The 14936-nt window shown below is 73.6% G+C and carries 17 protein-coding genes and 1 pseudogene; 9 read left to right on the top strand and 9 right to left on the bottom strand.

Going from position 1 to position 14936, the window contains the following annotated elements:
• Positions 1–3: 3 nt before the first annotated feature.
• From ACFYON_RS20310 to ACFYON_RS20300, 3 genes are all read right to left on the bottom strand, one after another.
• Positions 4–576 carry a DUF5709 domain-containing protein gene (locus ACFYON_RS20310; RefSeq protein ID WP_354871584.1) on the bottom strand — a complete coding sequence of 191 codons (573 nt, stop codon included), beginning with the start codon at positions 574–576 and terminating at the stop codon, positions 4–6.
• Positions 577–656: 80 nt separating this feature from the next.
• Positions 657–1328, bottom strand: coding sequence for an ATP-binding protein (locus tag ACFYON_RS20305; RefSeq protein ID WP_354871582.1), 672 nt, complete (start codon positions 1326–1328; stop codon positions 657–659).
• A gap of 56 nt (positions 1329–1384) precedes the next feature.
• Positions 1385–2383, bottom strand: a complete 999-nt coding sequence (locus ACFYON_RS20300; protein WP_387189148.1) for an SDR family oxidoreductase — start codon at positions 2381–2383, stop codon at positions 1385–1387.
• Between the two features lie 192 nt (positions 2384–2575).
• On the opposite strand from ACFYON_RS20300, the gene ACFYON_RS20295 reads away from it, so the two are divergent.
• A complete protein-coding gene (locus ACFYON_RS20295) occupies positions 2576–3865 on the top strand; it encodes a glycosyltransferase (protein WP_387189149.1) in 1290 nt (429 codons plus the stop codon).
• Here the strand turns inward: ACFYON_RS20295 and ACFYON_RS20290 are convergent.
• The 4 genes and pseudogenes from ACFYON_RS20290 to aroA form a co-directional block, all read right to left on the bottom strand.
• Positions 3823–4719 (bottom strand): annotated as a pseudogene (locus tag ACFYON_RS20290) (hypothetical protein); the annotation flags it as partial. The gene ACFYON_RS20295 and the pseudogene ACFYON_RS20290 overlap by 43 nt on opposite strands.
• A 60-nt stretch (positions 4720–4779) precedes the next feature.
• The gene (gene hisN, locus ACFYON_RS20285; RefSeq protein ID WP_355047212.1) at positions 4780–5598 is read right to left on the bottom strand and encodes a histidinol-phosphatase; all 819 of its coding nucleotides are present in this window, start codon (positions 5596–5598) and stop codon (positions 4780–4782) included.
• 60 nt (positions 5599–5658) lie between these two features.
• A complete protein-coding gene (gene rsgA, locus ACFYON_RS20280; protein ID WP_354871571.1) occupies positions 5659–6594 on the bottom strand; it encodes a ribosome small subunit-dependent GTPase A in 936 nt (311 codons plus the stop codon).
• Between the two features lie 162 nt (positions 6595–6756).
• Positions 6757–8055 carry a 3-phosphoshikimate 1-carboxyvinyltransferase gene (aroA, locus tag ACFYON_RS20275; RefSeq protein ID WP_354871568.1) on the bottom strand — a complete coding sequence of 433 codons (1299 nt, stop codon included), beginning with the start codon at positions 8053–8055 and terminating at the stop codon, positions 6757–6759.
• A 102-nt stretch (positions 8056–8157) separates the two neighbouring features.
• On the opposite strand from aroA, the gene ACFYON_RS20270 reads away from it, so the two are divergent.
• The 5 genes from ACFYON_RS20270 to rsrA all read left to right on the top strand — a co-directional run bounded on the left by ACFYON_RS20270 (position 8158) and on the right by rsrA (position 11507).
• Positions 8158–8862: an SOS response-associated peptidase gene (locus tag ACFYON_RS20270; protein WP_354871566.1), complete on the top strand. Its 705-nt coding sequence runs from the start codon at positions 8158–8160 to the stop codon at positions 8860–8862.
• A gap of 212 nt (positions 8863–9074) precedes the next feature.
• Entirely contained in the window at positions 9075–9467 is a 393-nt protein-coding gene (locus ACFYON_RS20265) for a WhiB family transcriptional regulator (RefSeq protein WP_354871564.1), read from the top strand.
• 100 nt (positions 9468–9567) lie between these two features.
• Positions 9568–10179 carry an alpha/beta family hydrolase gene (locus tag ACFYON_RS20260; protein ID WP_354871561.1) on the top strand — a complete coding sequence of 204 codons (612 nt, stop codon included), beginning with the start codon at positions 9568–9570 and terminating at the stop codon, positions 10177–10179.
• Between the two features lie 228 nt (positions 10180–10407).
• Positions 10408–11217, top strand: coding sequence for a sigma-70 family RNA polymerase sigma factor (locus tag ACFYON_RS20255; RefSeq protein ID WP_354871559.1), 810 nt, complete (start codon positions 10408–10410; stop codon positions 11215–11217).
• Positions 11218–11219: 2 nt separating this feature from the next.
• Entirely contained in the window at positions 11220–11507 is a 288-nt protein-coding gene (rsrA, locus tag ACFYON_RS20250) for a mycothiol system anti-sigma-R factor (RefSeq protein WP_354871556.1), read from the top strand.
• Between the two features lie 82 nt (positions 11508–11589).
• On the opposite strand, the gene ACFYON_RS20245 is transcribed toward rsrA, so the two are convergent.
• Positions 11590–11664 (bottom strand): 50S ribosomal protein bL37, encoded by a 75-nt coding sequence (locus ACFYON_RS20245; RefSeq protein WP_369752275.1) that lies wholly within the window; start codon positions 11662–11664, stop codon positions 11590–11592.
• Between the two features lie 240 nt (positions 11665–11904).
• Between ACFYON_RS20245 and ACFYON_RS20240 the strand changes: the two genes are divergently transcribed.
• Together ACFYON_RS20240 and ACFYON_RS20235 are read left to right on the top strand one after the other, a co-directional pair.
• Positions 11905–12120 (top strand): biotin/lipoyl-binding carrier protein, encoded by a 216-nt coding sequence (locus tag ACFYON_RS20240; RefSeq protein ID WP_043328500.1) that lies wholly within the window; start codon positions 11905–11907, stop codon positions 12118–12120.
• Positions 12117–12629, top strand: coding sequence for a GNAT family N-acetyltransferase (locus ACFYON_RS20235; protein ID WP_387189150.1), 513 nt, complete (start codon positions 12117–12119; stop codon positions 12627–12629). Before ACFYON_RS20240 ends, ACFYON_RS20235 begins: the two co-directional genes overlap by 4 nt.
• A gap of 7 nt (positions 12630–12636) precedes the next feature.
• Here the strand turns inward: ACFYON_RS20235 and ACFYON_RS20230 are convergent, their stop codons facing one another.
• A complete protein-coding gene (locus ACFYON_RS20230; protein ID WP_387189151.1) occupies positions 12637–13212 on the bottom strand; it encodes a TetR/AcrR family transcriptional regulator in 576 nt (191 codons plus the stop codon).
• 119 nt (positions 13213–13331) lie between these two features.
• On the opposite strand from ACFYON_RS20230, the gene ACFYON_RS20225 reads away from it, so the two are divergent.
• Positions 13332–14924: an MDR family MFS transporter gene (locus tag ACFYON_RS20225; protein WP_357708235.1), complete on the top strand. Its 1593-nt coding sequence runs from the start codon at positions 13332–13334 to the stop codon at positions 14922–14924.
• The last annotated feature ends 12 nt before the right edge of the window (positions 14925–14936 follow it).

Raw genomic sequence — 14936 nt, 5'->3', positions numbered from 1 at the left:
CGGTCAGTGCGCCTCCGGCGGCCGGGTCTCGTGCACCGCCAGCTCCTCCGCGCTGGCCCCGCCGCCGGCCGCGCCGGCGTCGTAGGCGACGTTGTCGGTCTCCTGGTCGGTGTGCGCGCCCTCGTCCGGCTCGACCAGCCGGCCCACCTGGTGGTCGGCGACGGTGCCGAGCTGCCCGTGGTCGTACACCGAGACCGGGGAGTTCGGGTCCGAGACCGGGCCCGGGTCGATCACGTCGGCGTCGAGCTGGGCCCGGGCGGCGGCCTCCTCGCTCTCCGCCTCGGCGGCGATGGCGGGGTCGACCGGGCCGGCGAGTGGATCGTCGGCGGGGCGCTCGTACCGCTCGCGCTGGAGCTTGTAGTCCAGCGACTCGCCGTCGAGCTGCTCCTCCGCCGTGGTGCCGAACTGGTCCACGGCGACCGGCGTGCGGTCACCGGGCAGCTGGGCCGGCTCGGGGCCGTCCGCCTCGCGCCCGGTCAGCACGTCGTCGTTCGCGGTGGAGTCGTCGTCGGCGGTGTCGGGCAGGCCCTCCGCCTCGGGATCGGACACGGGGGTGGGGTACTCGTCGTCGCGCATGCTCGGGATCTACCCACTGCGCTCCCCGCCCTAACCGCAACCGGCCGGGTGGATCGGGAGCAACGGGGCGAAAAGGTGCCTCAGTTGCGGAATGTCACCTCGTCCTCGGCGTACAGCACGCACCACACCACCTTGCCGTCGGGCAGGGCGGTGCTGCCCCAGCGCCGGGCCACCGTGTCGATGAGCAGCAGCCCTCGTCCGCCCACCGAGTCCGTCGGCGCCGCCCCCCGGTACGCGGGCCGGCCGGTCGAGTGGTCCCGGACGGCCAGGTGCAGCGCGCCGCCGCGCGGGGCCAGCCGGAGCGTCATCGGGGTGACGGCGTGCGCCACCACGTTGTTGACCATCTCGGTGACCGCGATGCAGGCCGGCTCCGCCAGCTCCGGCAGCCCCCATCTGGCGCACCCGTCGGTCACCAGCACCCGCGCCTCGCGGGCGGCCTCGACCACCGGGGGCAGTTCGGCGTCGAGCGGCTCGGGCGGCGCGTCCGGCGGCGGCGCGGCCGGATCGAGCAGCAACTCGGCGGCGGGCCAGTCGGCGACCGCCCGGCAGACCTCGTCCAGCGCGTCGCGTGCGCCCGGATCGGTGATCCGCACTCCGGACAGGTCCACCAGCAGCACCCCGGGGCGCTGCCACAACCGGGTGAGCAGCGCGTCCCGCACGGTTTCCACCTCGGACCGGTCGAGCACTCCGGTCAGCCGGACCGTCGGGGAGGAATCGTGGGTCTCCACCAGGCAACGCGCATCCGTCGGCATGATCGTCCCATTGTGCACGTCGGTCCGCGCCCGCGCACCGGTCCGGTCGACGGGACTCATGGCCGACCGGTCCGCGACCGGCGGCTGAGCGCCGCCACCGTGCCGGCAGCGGTGCCGGCGGCCAGCCCGACGGCCGCGGTCAGCCGTAGCACCTGACCGCGCCGGCCGGACCACCCGTCGGTCCGCTCCGCGGCCGAGTCCGGCGTGAACACGGCGCCGGAGGAGTCGGCGCGTACGCCGGGGCCGAACTGGGTGCGCGCGGTGTACCAGCCCAGCACCCGCTCGGCCACCGCCGGCGCGAGCCGCCACTGGAGCCCGATCAGCCGGGCCGCGCCGCCCGCGTACGCCTCCCGCCGGGGCCGGCGCAGCAGCTTGACGATCGTCTCGGCGACCATGTCCGGCGGGTACACCGGCGGCGGCGGGGTCAGCTCCCGGCCGGAGTGGTTGGCCGCGTGCCGGAAGAACGGCGTGTCGACGGTGGCGGGCAGCACCGTGCAGACCGAGATGTTCCCCCGCCCGGTCACCCGCAGCTCCTGCCGTACGGTGTCGGCCAGCCCGCGGATCGCGTGCTTTGTCGCGTTGTACGCCGACTGGTACGGCATCGCCACCTCGGCCAGAACCGAGGCGTTGTTGACCAGCACCCCGCCGCCGGCCGCCTCCAGCCGGGGCAGCGCGGCCCGCGTCCCGTACACGGCGCCGAGCAGGTTCACGTCCACCACCCGGCGGAACTCGGCCACCGGGATCTCGTCGAACAGCCCCACGGCGCCCACGGCGGCGTTGTTGATCCAGGCGTCGATCCGGCCGAACTCGGCCACCGCCCGCTCGGCCAGCCGCTCCACCGCCGCCGGGTCGGTCACGTCGGTGGGCGCCACCAGGGCCTGCCCGCCCAGTTCCCGGCAGAGTACGGCGACCCGGCGCAACGCGGACTCGGTCCGGGCGGCCAGCACGAGGTTGGCACCCCGACGGGCCAGCGCGTACGCGGTGGACGCGCCGATCCCGCTGGAGGCGCCGGTGACGACGACAGTGGCGTCGGAGAGGCTGCGGGTGAGCGGCATTCCCTGTCGGTACCCCCGGCCCGGGCCGTCATGCCGACCGATCCGCCGCTGATCGGGTTCGGTCGGCTGTCCCGTCGTCCCGGACGGCCGTGGTCGGGTGACCCCGATCTGTCAGGTTTGGGCGCACCAGGCCTGGGTTAATGGGACGCTCTGACCGGAGACCCCGCTCGCGAGAACGCATGGAGGTGCACCATGCGCGTCGGCCTTGTATGCGCGCACGCCGGCTCGTCCACCGACGGTCCCACCGTCGGAACGCAGGAGCATGTCGCGCGCGTGGCGGCGGAACTCGCCGCCCGGGGCCATGACGTCCGCGTCTACGAGCGCCGTGCCGCGTCCGCCCAGCCCGCCCTGACCGAACTCGACGGCTACCGGGTGGAACGTGTCCCGGTCGGCCCCCCCGACACGCTCTCCACCGCCGAACTGGTCCCCTTCGTCGCCGAGTACGGCCGCTGGCTGGCCGGGCAGTGGGCCGGTGACTGGACCCCCGACGTGGTGCACGGGCACTACTGGGTCGGCGGGCTGGCCGCCGCCCACGCGGTACGCGCCACCGACATCCCGGTGGTGCAGACGTTCCACTCGCTCGGCGTGGAGCAACTGCGTCACCTCGGCCGTGACTACACCGGGCCGGGGGAGCGCATCCCGCTGGAGCGGGCGCTGACCCGGGCCGTGGACGCGGCGGTCGCCCAGTGCAACGACGAGGTCGACGAGCTGACCCGGATGGGCCTGCAACGCACCGCCGTGGCGATGGTGCCGACCGGCGTGGACACCGGCTGGTTCCACCCGGACGGTGAGGCGGCGCCCCGGGACCAGCGGCCCCGGATCCTCTCCGTCGGCGGGCTCGCGCCCGGGCACGGCCAGGATGACCTGATCCGGGCGATGCGGCTGGTCGGTGACGCCGAACTGGTGATTGCGGGCGGCCCGCCGGCCGAGCGGCTGGACGGGCACGCCGAAGCGCGCCGCCTGCGCGAACTGGCCGAACGCGCGGGCGTGGCGGAGCAGGTGAAGCTGGTCGGCGCGGTGCCGCACGACCAGATGGCCACCTGGTACCGCTCCGCCGACGTGGTGGCCTGCACGCCGCACTACGCGGCAGCCGGGCGGGTGTCGCTGGAGGCGATGGCCTGCGGCGTGCCGGTGGTCGGGTACGCCATGGGCGGCATCGCCGACGCGGTGGTGGACGAGGTGACCGGCAAGCTGGTGCCGCCGGGTGACGTACGCACGCTCGGGGTCACGCTGCGCCGGCTGCTGTCGGACAACGCCGGGCGGTTCGCGTACGGGCACGCCGCGGTGGACCGGGTCCGGTGCAGCTACACCTGGGAACGGACCGCCACCGCGCTGGAGCGCCTCTACGAGCGGGTGATCGGCCGGCGCCGTCCGGCCACCCCGACCGAGCCGACGGCGCCGGTCGAGGTGACAGCGCCGGTCGAGGTGACAGCGCCGGACGAGGTGGTCGTCTCCGAACGCGGGCCGGTCGAGGCGGCCTGAAGCGGCACCAGCCCGGCGCCCACCGCCGCCTTCCGGCGGTCGCGGGCGCCGGTGTGGTGGTGCTGCGGTTCGGCGTACCGAGTCAGGCCGACCACCGCCGCGAGCGTCACCAGGAAGCCGAGTCCGGCCAGCCATTCCCGGCCGGGCCAGATCTTGTCGTTGAGCAGCAGCAGTCCGACGATCGCCGCGGGCACCGCGCCGGCCGCGTCCATCGCGGCCACCGCCGCCGTGGTCGACCCGCGTTGCATGGCCAGCCCGAGCAGGAGCTGACCGATCACCGAGTGGACGATCAGCAGGTAGAGCAGCGGATCGCGGACGAACGCCTCCACCGATCCGGCCGAGGCGAGCGGACGGGCCGCCACCGCCGCGGCGGAGAACGCCATCCCGGCGAGCGAGCCGAGCACCACGGACCCGAGCGCGCCGTGCAGCCGGGCGGCGAAGAAGCCCGAGCCGGCGATCGCCGCCACCGCCACCGCCAGGCCGACCAGCCCGGCGGTGCCGAGCTGTCGTGACGGCGCCGGCTGCGCCGACAGCACGAGCGCGGTGATGCCGGCGAACAACAGCACCAGCAGGACCATCTCGGCGGCCGGCAGCCGCCACTTGAGCACCAGCACGCCGAGTACGGCGGTCACCCCGAGCCCGGCCGCCACGCTGGCCTGGACCAGGAACAACGGCAGGTCCCGGCGGGCCAGGAAGGCCAGCACGAAGCCGACGACCTGGCAGGCCAGGCCGATCAGGTAGGTCCGGTGCCCGGCGAGGCGCAGCAGCAGCCCCGGGTCGAACGTGTGGTGCACGGTGGTCCGCGCGGCGGCGATCGACTGAAGGAGGTTGGCGAAGCCGTACGCGATGATCATCGCCGCCAGGAAGCACCAACCAGAGGAAACCACCTGGCGAGGATAGAGGCTCTCCCCGGGTCAGCGCTCGGCTGGACGGCCGAGCCGGGTCAGGATGTCGTCGTGCAGCGCGCCGTTGCTGGCCACGGCGCTGATGTCGGCGGAGTCCACGCCGGCCGGTGCGGGCCGCCCGGCCAGGTCGGTGATCCTTCCGCCGGCCTCGGTGACGATCGGCACCAGCGCGGCGATGTCCCACAGCGACAGTTCCGGCTCCACCATCACGTCCAGTGCTCCCTCGGCCAGCAGCATGTAGCCGTAGAAGTCGCCGTACGCACGGCTGCGCCAGGTGTCGCGCATGAGCTGGAGCACCGCGTCCAGCCGGCCGGCCTGTTCCCAACCGGTCAGCGACGAGTAGCAGAAGCTCGCGTCGGCGAGCTCGGTGACGCCGGAGACCCGGATCGGCGTGCCGTCCGTCGGGCCGGTGCCCGCGAACGCGCCCGCGCCGAGCGCGCCCCACCAGCGGCGGCCCAGCGCCGGGGCGGAGACCAGGCCGAGCACCGGCCGGTCGTGTTCCAGCAGCGCGACGAGCGTGGCCCAGACCGGCACGCCCCGGACGAAGTTCTTCGTGCCGTCGATCGGGTCGACCACCCAGCGCCGCCCGTCCGGTCCGGCCGGCGGCTGCTCGCCGTACTCCTCGCCGAGCAGGCCGTCGGCGGGACGGTGGGCGGCCAGCAGCGCGCGGATCTCCCGCTCCACGGCGGTGTCGGCGTCGGAGACCGGGGTCAGGTCCGGCTTGGACTCCACGCGCAGGTCGAGCGCGCGGAAGCGGGCCGAGGAGACGGCGTCGGCGGCGTCGGCGAGCAGGTGGGCGAGGGCGAGGTCGTCGGCGTACCCGGTCATGTCCGACACGCTAGCGGCGGCGGCCCGACCCGCGACGGCGGGTCGCCGCCGGTCCGCCGATCAGGAACCGGCGAGCGGGTCGCCGGGGTTGCGCTCCGGCTCGCGCGGGTCGCCCTCGCCGCTGCGGGAGGCCAGCAACCGGCGGTACGAGGCGAGCCGGCGGGCGTCCGCCTTCCCGGCGGCCACCCAGGCGTCGAGCGCGCAGTCCGCCTCGTCGCCGGTGTGCGGGCAGTTGGCCGGGCAGTCCACTGTCGCCTCGACCAGGTCCGGGAAGCCGTGCAGCAGGCTCTCGGCGGACACGTGCGCCAGCCCGAAGCTGCGTACCCCCGGGGTGTCGACGATCCAGCCGGTGTCGCCGTCGGCGCCGGGCTCGGCGGGCAGGCGCAGCGCCACCGCGCTGGTCGAGGTGTGCCGGCCCCGGCCGATCGCGCTGACCGTGCCGACCGCCCGTTCGGCGGCCGGGACGAGGCGGTTGACAAGCGTCGACTTGCCCACCCCGGAGTGGCCGACCATGACCGAGACCCGGCCGGCGAGCAGCGCCCGCAGCGCGGCCAGGTCGGAGTCCGGGCGGATCAGCACGTACGGCAACTCCAGCTCGGTGTAGTAGCCGAGCACCGCCTCCGGGCCGCCCAGATCGGCTTTGGTGAGGCAGAGCAGCGGCTCGATGCCGGCGTCGTACGCGGCCACCAGACAGCGGTCGATGAAGCCGGTACGCGGCGGCGGGTCGGCGAGCGCGCTGACGATCACCAGCTGGTCGGCGTTCGCCACCACCACCCGTTCCAGCCGCCCCTCGGCGGTGGTCTCGTCGTCGTCGGCGGTACGCCGCAGCACCGAGGTCCGTTCGGCGATGCGCACGATGCGGGCCAGCGCGCCGGACGCCCCGGAGGTGTCCCCGACCAGTCCGACCAGGTCGCCCACCACCACCGACTTGCGGCCCAGCTCGCGGGCGCGCATGGCGGTCACGAGCGGCGCGTCCGGCCCTGCCCCGGACAGCACGCACGTGTAGCGGCCCCGGTCGACGGCGATGACGAAGCCCTCGACGGCGTCGGCGTGCCGGGGCCGGGTGCGCGTACGCGGGCGCGACGACCGGCCCGGTCGGATCCGGACGTCGTCCTCGTCGTACTCGCGCCGCTTCGTCGTCAGGACGTCCCCCCGCTGTCAGTTCTTGCCGGTCACCATCCCTGACCATAGTGCCGGGAACTCCGGCATGGTCTTGGAGGTGCACGCCACGTCGTCGACCTCGATGCCGGGGACGGCCAGCCCGGCCACCGCCGCCGCGTGCGCCATCCGGTGGTCGGCGTACGTCTGGAACGTGCCGCCGCGCAGCGGACGGGGCCGGATCTCCAGCCCGTCGTGGGTTTCGGTGATGTCCGCGCCGAGCGCGGTGAACTCCTTTGCCAGCGCGGTCACCCGGTCGGTCTCGTGGCCGCGGATGTGGCCGATGCCGGTGAGCCGGGACGGGCCGTCGGCGAGCAGCGTGAGCGCGGTCAGCACCGGGGTCAGCTCGCCGACGTCGGAGAGGTCGGCGTCGAGCCCGCGCACCCTGCCGGTGCCCCGCACGGTCAGGCCGTCGGTGCCGAGGCTCACCTCGCCGCCCATCCGGTGCAGCAGCTCCCGTAGCCGCTCGACCGGCTGGAGGCTGCTGTGCGGCCAGCCCTGTAGCGTCACCTCGCCGCCGGTGACCAGGGCGGCGGCGAAGAACGGCGCGGCGCCGGACAGGTCGGGTTCGATCTCCCAGCCGCGCCCGGACAGCGGGCCCGGCTCGACCGTCCAGACGTCCGGCGTGGTGTCGTCGACGGCGGCGCCGGCGGCGCGCAGCATCTGCACCGTCATCCGCACGTGCGGCGCGGACGGCACCGGCGGCCCCTCGTGCCGGACCACGACGCCCCGGTCGAAGCGGGGCGCGGCGAGCAGCAGCCCGGAGACGAGCTGGCTGGACGCGGAGGCGTCGATCACCACGTCGCCGCCGGTCACCCGGCCCGCGCCGAGGACGACGAGCGGCAGGCTGCCGGCCGGGGGCGCGTCGATGCGGACGCCGAGCGCGCGCAGCGCGCCGATCAGGGGCCCGAGCGGGCGGGTCCGGGCGTGCGGGTCGCCGTCGAACGTGACCCGACCGGCGGCCAGCCCGGCCACCGGGGGCAGGAAGCGCATCACGGTGCCGGCCAGGCCGACGTCGACGTGCGCCGGGCCGGCCAGCGGATGCGGGCGGACCAGCCAGCGGTCGTCGTCCGAGATCGACACGTGGGCGCCGAGCGCACGCAGCCCGCCGGCCATCAGTTCGGTGTCCCGGGCGCGCAGCGGCCGGGCGAGTGTCGACGGCCCGCCGGCCAGCGCGCAGAGCACCAGGGCCCGGGCGGTCATCGACTTGGAACCGGGCAGGCGCAGCGTCGCGGCGACCGGGTCGCTCGCGGTCGGCGCGGTCCACGGCTGCGGGCACGTCGCGATCGGATTGCTCACGGTCACATTCTGCCAAGCGCGCGGCCCGGTGGAAGCGTTCGTCGCCACTGCTCCCGTTGGGCGGGACAGCCGGAACTTCCGAATGCCGCTAGCGTGGGCGCCATGTGCGGGAGGTACGCCACGACCCGGAGCGCCGCCGACCTGAGCGCGCTGTTCGAGTCGGCCGACGAGACCGGCGGGGTGGCGCCGGACTTCAACGTCGCGCCGACCGATCCGGTGCCGCTGGTCCGGCTCGCCCCGGAGGGGCACCGGCTGCTCTCCCTCGGCCGCTGGGGCCTGCTCCCGCAGTGGTCGCGCAGCGCCGCCGGGGCCGCCCGCATGATCAACGCGCGGGCCGAGACGGTCGCCACCAGCCGGGCGTACGCGCCGTCCTTCGCCCGCCGCCGCTGCCTGGTCCCCGCCGACGGGTGGTACGAGTGGGTCCGCCTCGCCGACGGCGGACGTCAGCCCTACTTCATGACCCCGCGGGACGGCTCTGTCCTGGCCTTCGCGGGCATCTGGTCGGTCTGGGAGGCGGCCGGTGCGGCCCGGCTCACGTTCAGCGTGCTCACCACCGCTGCGGTCGGCGAGCTGGCCGAGGTGCACGACCGGATGCCGCTGCTGCTGCCGCCGGAGCGCTGGGGGGCCTGGCTGGGCCCGGCCGAGGAGCCGGCGGAGCTGCTGGCGCCGGACGCCGGCCTGCTCGCCGGGCTGGAGATCCGGCCCGTCTCCCGGGCCGTCGGCGACGTCCGCAACGACGGCCCGGAACTGATCGCGCCGGTGGCCCCGGCAGGCGTCGAGACGGTCGCCGAGGCGACCCTGTTCTGATCACGCTCCGCCACATCGGCGTGTACCTTTTTGCCGGGTTTGCGCCGGAAAGTCGGCCGGATGTTCAGTCACTTTCATTGAAGACTCTTGTCCTTACGTATGCGAATGCGATAGAACACAGCGCCGGTGATGGGCGTCTGTTCGCACGGGGCGAATGACATTCATCGATCTTGCAGAGATCTTCGCCGGTTCCCACGGGGGAGGTGGGTGAATTGACACGGGCACGCATGCCCCGTCCGCACGAGGTAGCCGCCGCGCGGCGCGATCCGCGACTGCTGCGGGCGCTTGACGAACGACGCCAGGACGACGCCTGGCGCACCAGGGGCACCTGTCAGAACGTCGATCCGGAGACGTTCTTCCCGGCGCCGAACGAGCCGGCCGACGCCGCCGTGGCGCTCTGCCGCACCTGCGACGTCCAGGGCTCCTGCCTGGCCTGGGCGCTGGAGGTGGGCGACTGCCACGGCGTCTGGGGCGGCACCACGCCGCGTGAGCGGCGAGCCATGCTGGTGGCCTGGCGCAGCGAGGTGCAGCCGGATCCGGACGCGCTCGACGACGCCGGCCCGCCGGTGCGCGATCGTCTGCTCACGCTGGTTCCGCTGAGCTGATCCCGACGTCGCCCGTGGCCCGCCGCGGTGGGCCACGGGCGACGTGGGGCGTTTCCGCGCCCGGCCGCCGGTGGGCCGCCCGCCCGCGCAGAATGGGCCGGTGCGGCACGATGACGAAATCGACACCCCGCGAGGCCCCGCCCGGCTGCGGTTCGACCCGCCTGCCGGCGGCGCGACGGTGCTGGTGCTCGGGCACGGCGCCGGCGGTGATGTGGACGCGCCGGACCTCACCGCGGTACGGGACTCGGCGCTCGCCGCCGGGGCCGGGGTGGCCCTGGTGACCCAGCCGTACCGGGTGGCCGGGCGCCGCGCGCCCGCCCCCGCCGGGCACCTCGACGAGGCGTGGACGGCGGTGCTGGCCGAGCTGCGCCGTCGTGCCCCGCTGGTACGCCACTGGGTGGTCGGGGGCCGGTCCAGTGGTGCCCGGGTGGCCTGCCGCACCGCCGTCGCCGTCGGGGCGGCCGGAGTCGTGGCGCTGGCGTTCCCGCTGCATCCGCCGGGGCGACCGGAGCGTTCCCGGGCCGGCGAACTGCGTACCGGGCTGCCCACGCTCGTCGTGAACGGCGACCGGGACCCGTTCGGCGTGCCCGAGCCGGGCCCCGGCATCGAGGTGGTGGTCCGGCCGGGGGAGCGCCACGACCTGCGCGGCGATCCGGCCGGGACGGCCGCCGTCGTGCGGGACTGGCTGCGCGTACACGGATGGTCGTCCTGACCGGGCGGCGCGCGCCGTGACCGTCCGCCGCGGCGGGTCGTTGCACCGGTTGGTGCCGGCCGCCCGGTTCGGGCGTGCCGGGGCCGCCCTCCCAGGCCCTTCCTGGTCCCAGCGTCGGTCGCGGCCGAGGCCGGGACCAGGATCGGGTGGGGCCGGAGGAATGCCGCACCCCGCACCTCGCGTTACCCCCTTGGACGACGACAGAGCCAGCGGCGAGGGGGGTGACCGGTGCGGATCGAGACACGGAGCCGGGAACGGGACGAACGGGACGAGCACCAGCTCCGGCGGCTGCTCGACGCGCCGGAGTGGCCCGCGGCGGCGTCGGTCGTGAGCACCGGCACACACTCCGGAAGTGAATCTGCCGGCAAGTGGGTACGCGTATCCTCGGCGGGAAAGCATCCGACGCGAGGGGATGTGCGGTTGACCACCGAGAAGACGGACGAGCGCAGGGCCCGCTTCGAGCGGGACGCGATGCCCTTCGTCGATCAGCTCTACGCTGCCGGGCTGCGGATGACCCGCAACCCGGCGGACGCGGAGGACCTGGTTCAGGAGACGTACCTGAAGGCGTACGCCGCCTTCCACCAGTTCGAGCAGGGCACGAACCTGAAGGCCTGGCTCTACCGGATCCTGACCAACACCTACATCAACACCTACCGCAAGCGGCAGCGCCAGCCCATCCAGGCGCCGACCGAGGAGATCACCGACTGGCAGCTCGCCGAGGCCGAGTCGCACACGTCCAGCGGCCTGCGCTCGGCCGAGACGGAGGCGCTCGACCGGCTGCCGGACAGTGACGTCAAGGAGGCCCTCCAGCAGTTGCCGGAGGAGTTCCGCATGGCCGTCTACCTGACCGACGTCGAGGGCTTCTCCTACAAGGAGGTCGCCGACATCATGGGCACGCCGATCGGCACCGTGATGTCCCGTCTGCACCGTGGCCGACGTAATCTGCGAAAGCTGCTGGAGCAGTACGCGGCGGAGCGGGGTTTCAGCGCCGCCTCGTCGAAGAAGGGTTCGACCGCCGCCGCCGGCCGGGAGGTGTGACCGTGAGCTGTGGACGACCGCACGAGACGGACTGCCACGAGGTCCTCGCCGAGGTCTACCTCTACCTCGACCTGGAGTGCGCCGAGGAGCGCCGGGTACTGATCCGGCACCACCTGGACGAGTGCGGGCCGTGCCTGCGCGAGTACGGCATCGAGCAGGAGGTCAAGGCGTTGGTTGCCCGGTGCTGCGGCAACGAGGCGGCGCCGGAGAAGCTGCGGGAGCGGCTGCGCCTGCGGCTGACCGAGCTGGTGGTCTTCGAGACCACCCAGTCCCGCGAACTGGCCGACTGAACGACAGACGCGACGGCCCGGGTCCGATCACGGACCCGGGCCGTCGCGCATGTCCGGCGCCTGCGCCGCGCTGATCCGATGATCAGGAGTTGGGGCGCTTGCCGTGGTTGGCGCTGCTCTTCTTACGGGCCTTCTTCTTGCGGGCCTTCTTCGCCATGCTCTGCCTCCTTGTGCTGGTCACGGTTCCGTCCGCGGCTGGGCGCGGCGGAGGTCGCGGGTGCGGCCCTCCGGGCTCGCCGATGGCCGACCCGCACGATGCTAGTGCCGTGGCCGCCCGCCGGGGCGCGGTGGGGCGGATCGCGCGCCGGTGGTGCGCGGGCCGGCGTGACCGGCGTCATGATTGGATACCGTTCGCAGGATTGTCGGGGAGCTGTCGGGGGAGAGGGAGGGCCGCAAGATGGCCGAGGAGATCCGTGCCGAGATGGTGGCCAACGTCTGGAAGGTCGTCGTGTCGGCCGGCGACACGGTGTCCGAGGGCGACACCCTCGTCATCCTGGAGTCGATGAAGATGGAGATCCCGGTTGTCGCCGAGTCCGACGGCGTGGTGCAGAGGCTCGCGGTCAACGAGGGTGACGTGGTGCAGGACGGCGACCTGATCGCGGAGATCGGTTGACCGGCCTGCGGGTGCGTCGCGCCGAGCCGGCGGACCTACCGGCCGTGGCCCGGCTGACCGTTGCCGCGTACGAGGCGGACGGCCAGCTCAAGGACGAGACCGGGTACACGTCGGTGCTCGCCGACGTGGCCACCCGCGCCGAGACCGGCGAGGTGCTGGTGGCCGTCGACGACGCCACCGGCCACGTGCTCGGCGCGGTGACGTTCGTGCTGCCCGGCACCCCGTACGCCGACCTCGCCGGCCCTGGCGAGGGCGAGTTCCGGATGCTCGCGGTCGATCCGGCCGCCCAGGGCCGGGGCGCGGGCGCGGCGCTCGCGTCCGCGTGCGTGGCGCGCGCGACGGAGCTGGGCTGCACGGCGGTGGTGATCTGCGTACGCGCCGGGATGGCGGCGAGCGCACACCGCCTCTACGAGCGGCTGGGTTTCGTCAGGTGCCCGGAGAAGGACTGGATGCCGATGCCCGGCATCGACCTGCGCGGCCTGCGGCTGGACCTGACCGCGGCCCGCTGAGCGCGGCTCAGGAGTCGCTCTCCGCGCCGATCTTGGCGAGCAGCTCGTCGGCGACCTCGAGCGCGATCCGCTTGCGCTCGTCGTCGGTGATGCCGGGCGCGCGTACCGCGAACCAGCTGGTGTGCACCGCGAACAGGGTGAGCGCGGCGCGGAGCTGGGCGGCGGGTGAGTTGTCGCCCCGGCACAGCTCGTGCGCCAGGCGCATCATCCGGTCCCGCATCTGCTGGCCCGCGACGAGGCTCTTGAGCACCGTCTGGTTCTGCTCGAAGAAGCGCATCACCTGGGGCAGGTCGCCGGCGAACATGCTGTCGGCGTACCGGCCGAGCAGGGTGCGCCGGGTCGCGAGGGTGGGCGGCTGGTCGGCGGCCCAGGCGATCAGCTCGTCCATCCGGCGCAGCCGGTCGTCGACCAGGCTGGTGACGATCTCGTCCTTGCTCTTGAAGTGGTAGTAGAGCGCCGCCTTGGTCACGCCGAGCCGCTCGGCGATCTCCCGCAGGGACGTCTTCTCGTAGCCCTGCTCGGTGAAGAGTTCCAAGGCGACGGCCTGGATTCGCTGCCGCGTGCCACCTGTGGTCTCCCTCACCAGCCGACATCCTTTCAAAGCGCTTGACGTGTGCCCGTCGTCAGCTTACCGTCCGGCTAGTAAGTGAACTAGCCGGGCGGCAAGTAAGTTGATCACGTGACCTGCGGGGGAGCCTACCGATGAGTCAACCAGCCCAGGTGACCACCAGACCCAATGTCCGGGTCGTCCTGTTCGGCCTGATGATCGCGATGATGCTCGCGATGCTCGACAACATGATCGTCAGCACCGCGCTGCCGCGGATCGTCTTCGAGTTCGGCGGCGCCGACCACTTCACCTGGGTGGTCACCGCGTACGTGCTGGGCACCACGGTCTCCACGCCGATCTGGGGCAAGCTCGGCGACCTCTACGGCCGCAAGTCGGTCTTCCTCACCGCCGTCGTCGTGTTTCTGGTCGGCTCCGCGCTCTGCGGCATGTCCGGCTCCGGCGTCTTCGGCGGCACGGACACCGGCATGATCGAGCTGATCGCGTTCCGTGCCGTGCAGGGCCTCGGCGCGGGCGGCCTGATGGTCGGCGTCATGGCGATCATCGGTGACCTGGTCCCGCCCCGTGAGCGGGGCCGCTACCAGGGCATGATCGCCGGCATCATGGCCATCGCCATGGTCGCCGGCCCGCTCGTCGGCGGCTTCATCACCGACAACCTCTCCTGGCGCTGGGCGTTCTACGTCAACCTGCCGTTGGGCGGCGCGGCGCTGCTGGTCCTCGCCACCACCATGCACCTGCCGAAGTACCGCACCGAACACAAGATCGACTGGCTGGGCGCCGCGCTGCTGTCCGTCGGCATCACCGCGATCGTGCTGGTGACCACGTGGGGCGGCAACGAGTACGACTGGATCTCGCCGCAGATCCTCGGCCTCGCCGCGCTGGCGGTGCTCGCGCTCGCCGCGTTCGCGCTGGTCGAGCGGCGCGCGCCGGAGCCGATCCTGCCGCTGAGCCTGTTCGCCAACCGCAACTTCGCGCTGATCTCGGTGATCGGTTTCCTGCTCGGCTTCGCCATGTTCGGCGCGATGAACTTCCTGCCGCTCTACCAGCAGACCGTCCAGGGGGCGTCGGCCACGAACAGCGGTCTGCTGCTGCTCCCGCTGATGTTCGGCATGCTCGTGGTGTCGCTCGTGGTCGGCCGGACCATCACCAAGACCGGCCGCTACCGGATCTTCCCGATCGTCGGCGGCGTGGTGATGACCGCCGGCCTGGCCCTGCTCAGCCTGCTGGACGTGGACACCAGCAAGGCGCAGTCCTCGCTCTACATGATCGTTCTCGGCGTCGGCATGGGCTTCCTGATGCAGACCTCGATGCTCATCGCGCAGAACAGCGTCGAACAGAAGGACCTCGGCGCGGCCAGCGGCGCGGCCACCTTCTTCCGGTCCATCGGCGGCTCGTTCGGCGTCTCCCTCTTCGGCGCGATCTTCGCCAACCGCCTCGCCGACTCCGCGGCCGGCCCCGCGTTCGCGGGCTCGGGTGGCGGCGAGGGCGGCGCGATGAACCTGGAGGCGCTCAAGAAGCTCACCGGCCCGGTGCGCGAGGCGGTGCTCGGCGGCCTCTCCGACGCCATCTCGCACGTCTTCTTCTGGGCGGTCCTGTTCACGGTCGCCGTACCGGTGCTCGCCTGGTTCATCAAGGAGGTGCCGCTGCGCGCGACGAACGACGCACCGCCGGCCGGCGCCACACCGGAGGACGAGGCCGAGGCCGCGCTCGGCCGGGCCCCCGTCGCCTGACGCACGCACGGT

The sequence above is a fragment of the Micromonospora sp. NPDC005686 genome (assembly GCF_042871665.1).
Taxonomy (GTDB): domain Bacteria; phylum Actinomycetota; class Actinomycetes; order Mycobacteriales; family Micromonosporaceae; genus Micromonospora.
Note: the sequence above shows the minus strand (reverse complement) of the source record. Positions and strands in the feature narration are given on the sequence as shown.

Bases quoted from the DNA above. Each gene is read 5' to 3' on its own strand.
- ACFYON_RS20310 (WP_354871584.1), bottom strand. From the start codon at position 576: ATGCGCGACGACGAGTACCCCACCCCCGTGTCCGATCCCGAGGCGGAG.
- ACFYON_RS20305 (WP_354871582.1), bottom strand. From the start codon at position 1,328: ATGCCGACGGATGCGCGTTGCCTGGTGGAGACCCACGATTCCTCCCCG.
- ACFYON_RS20300 (WP_387189148.1), bottom strand. From the start codon at position 2,383: ATGCCGCTCACCCGCAGCCTCTCCGACGCCACTGTCGTCGTCACCGGC.
- ACFYON_RS20295 (WP_387189149.1), top strand. From the start codon at position 2,576: ATGCGCGTCGGCCTTGTATGCGCGCACGCCGGCTCGTCCACCGACGGT.
- hisN (WP_355047212.1), bottom strand. From the start codon at position 5,598: ATGACCGGGTACGCCGACGACCTCGCCCTCGCCCACCTGCTCGCCGAC.
- ACFYON_RS20270 (WP_354871566.1), top strand. From the start codon at position 8,158: ATGTGCGGGAGGTACGCCACGACCCGGAGCGCCGCCGACCTGAGCGCG.
- ACFYON_RS20240 (WP_043328500.1), top strand. From the start codon at position 11,905: ATGGCCGAGGAGATCCGTGCCGAGATGGTGGCCAACGTCTGGAAGGTC.
- ACFYON_RS20225 (WP_357708235.1), top strand. From the start codon at position 13,332: ATGAGTCAACCAGCCCAGGTGACCACCAGACCCAATGTCCGGGTCGTC.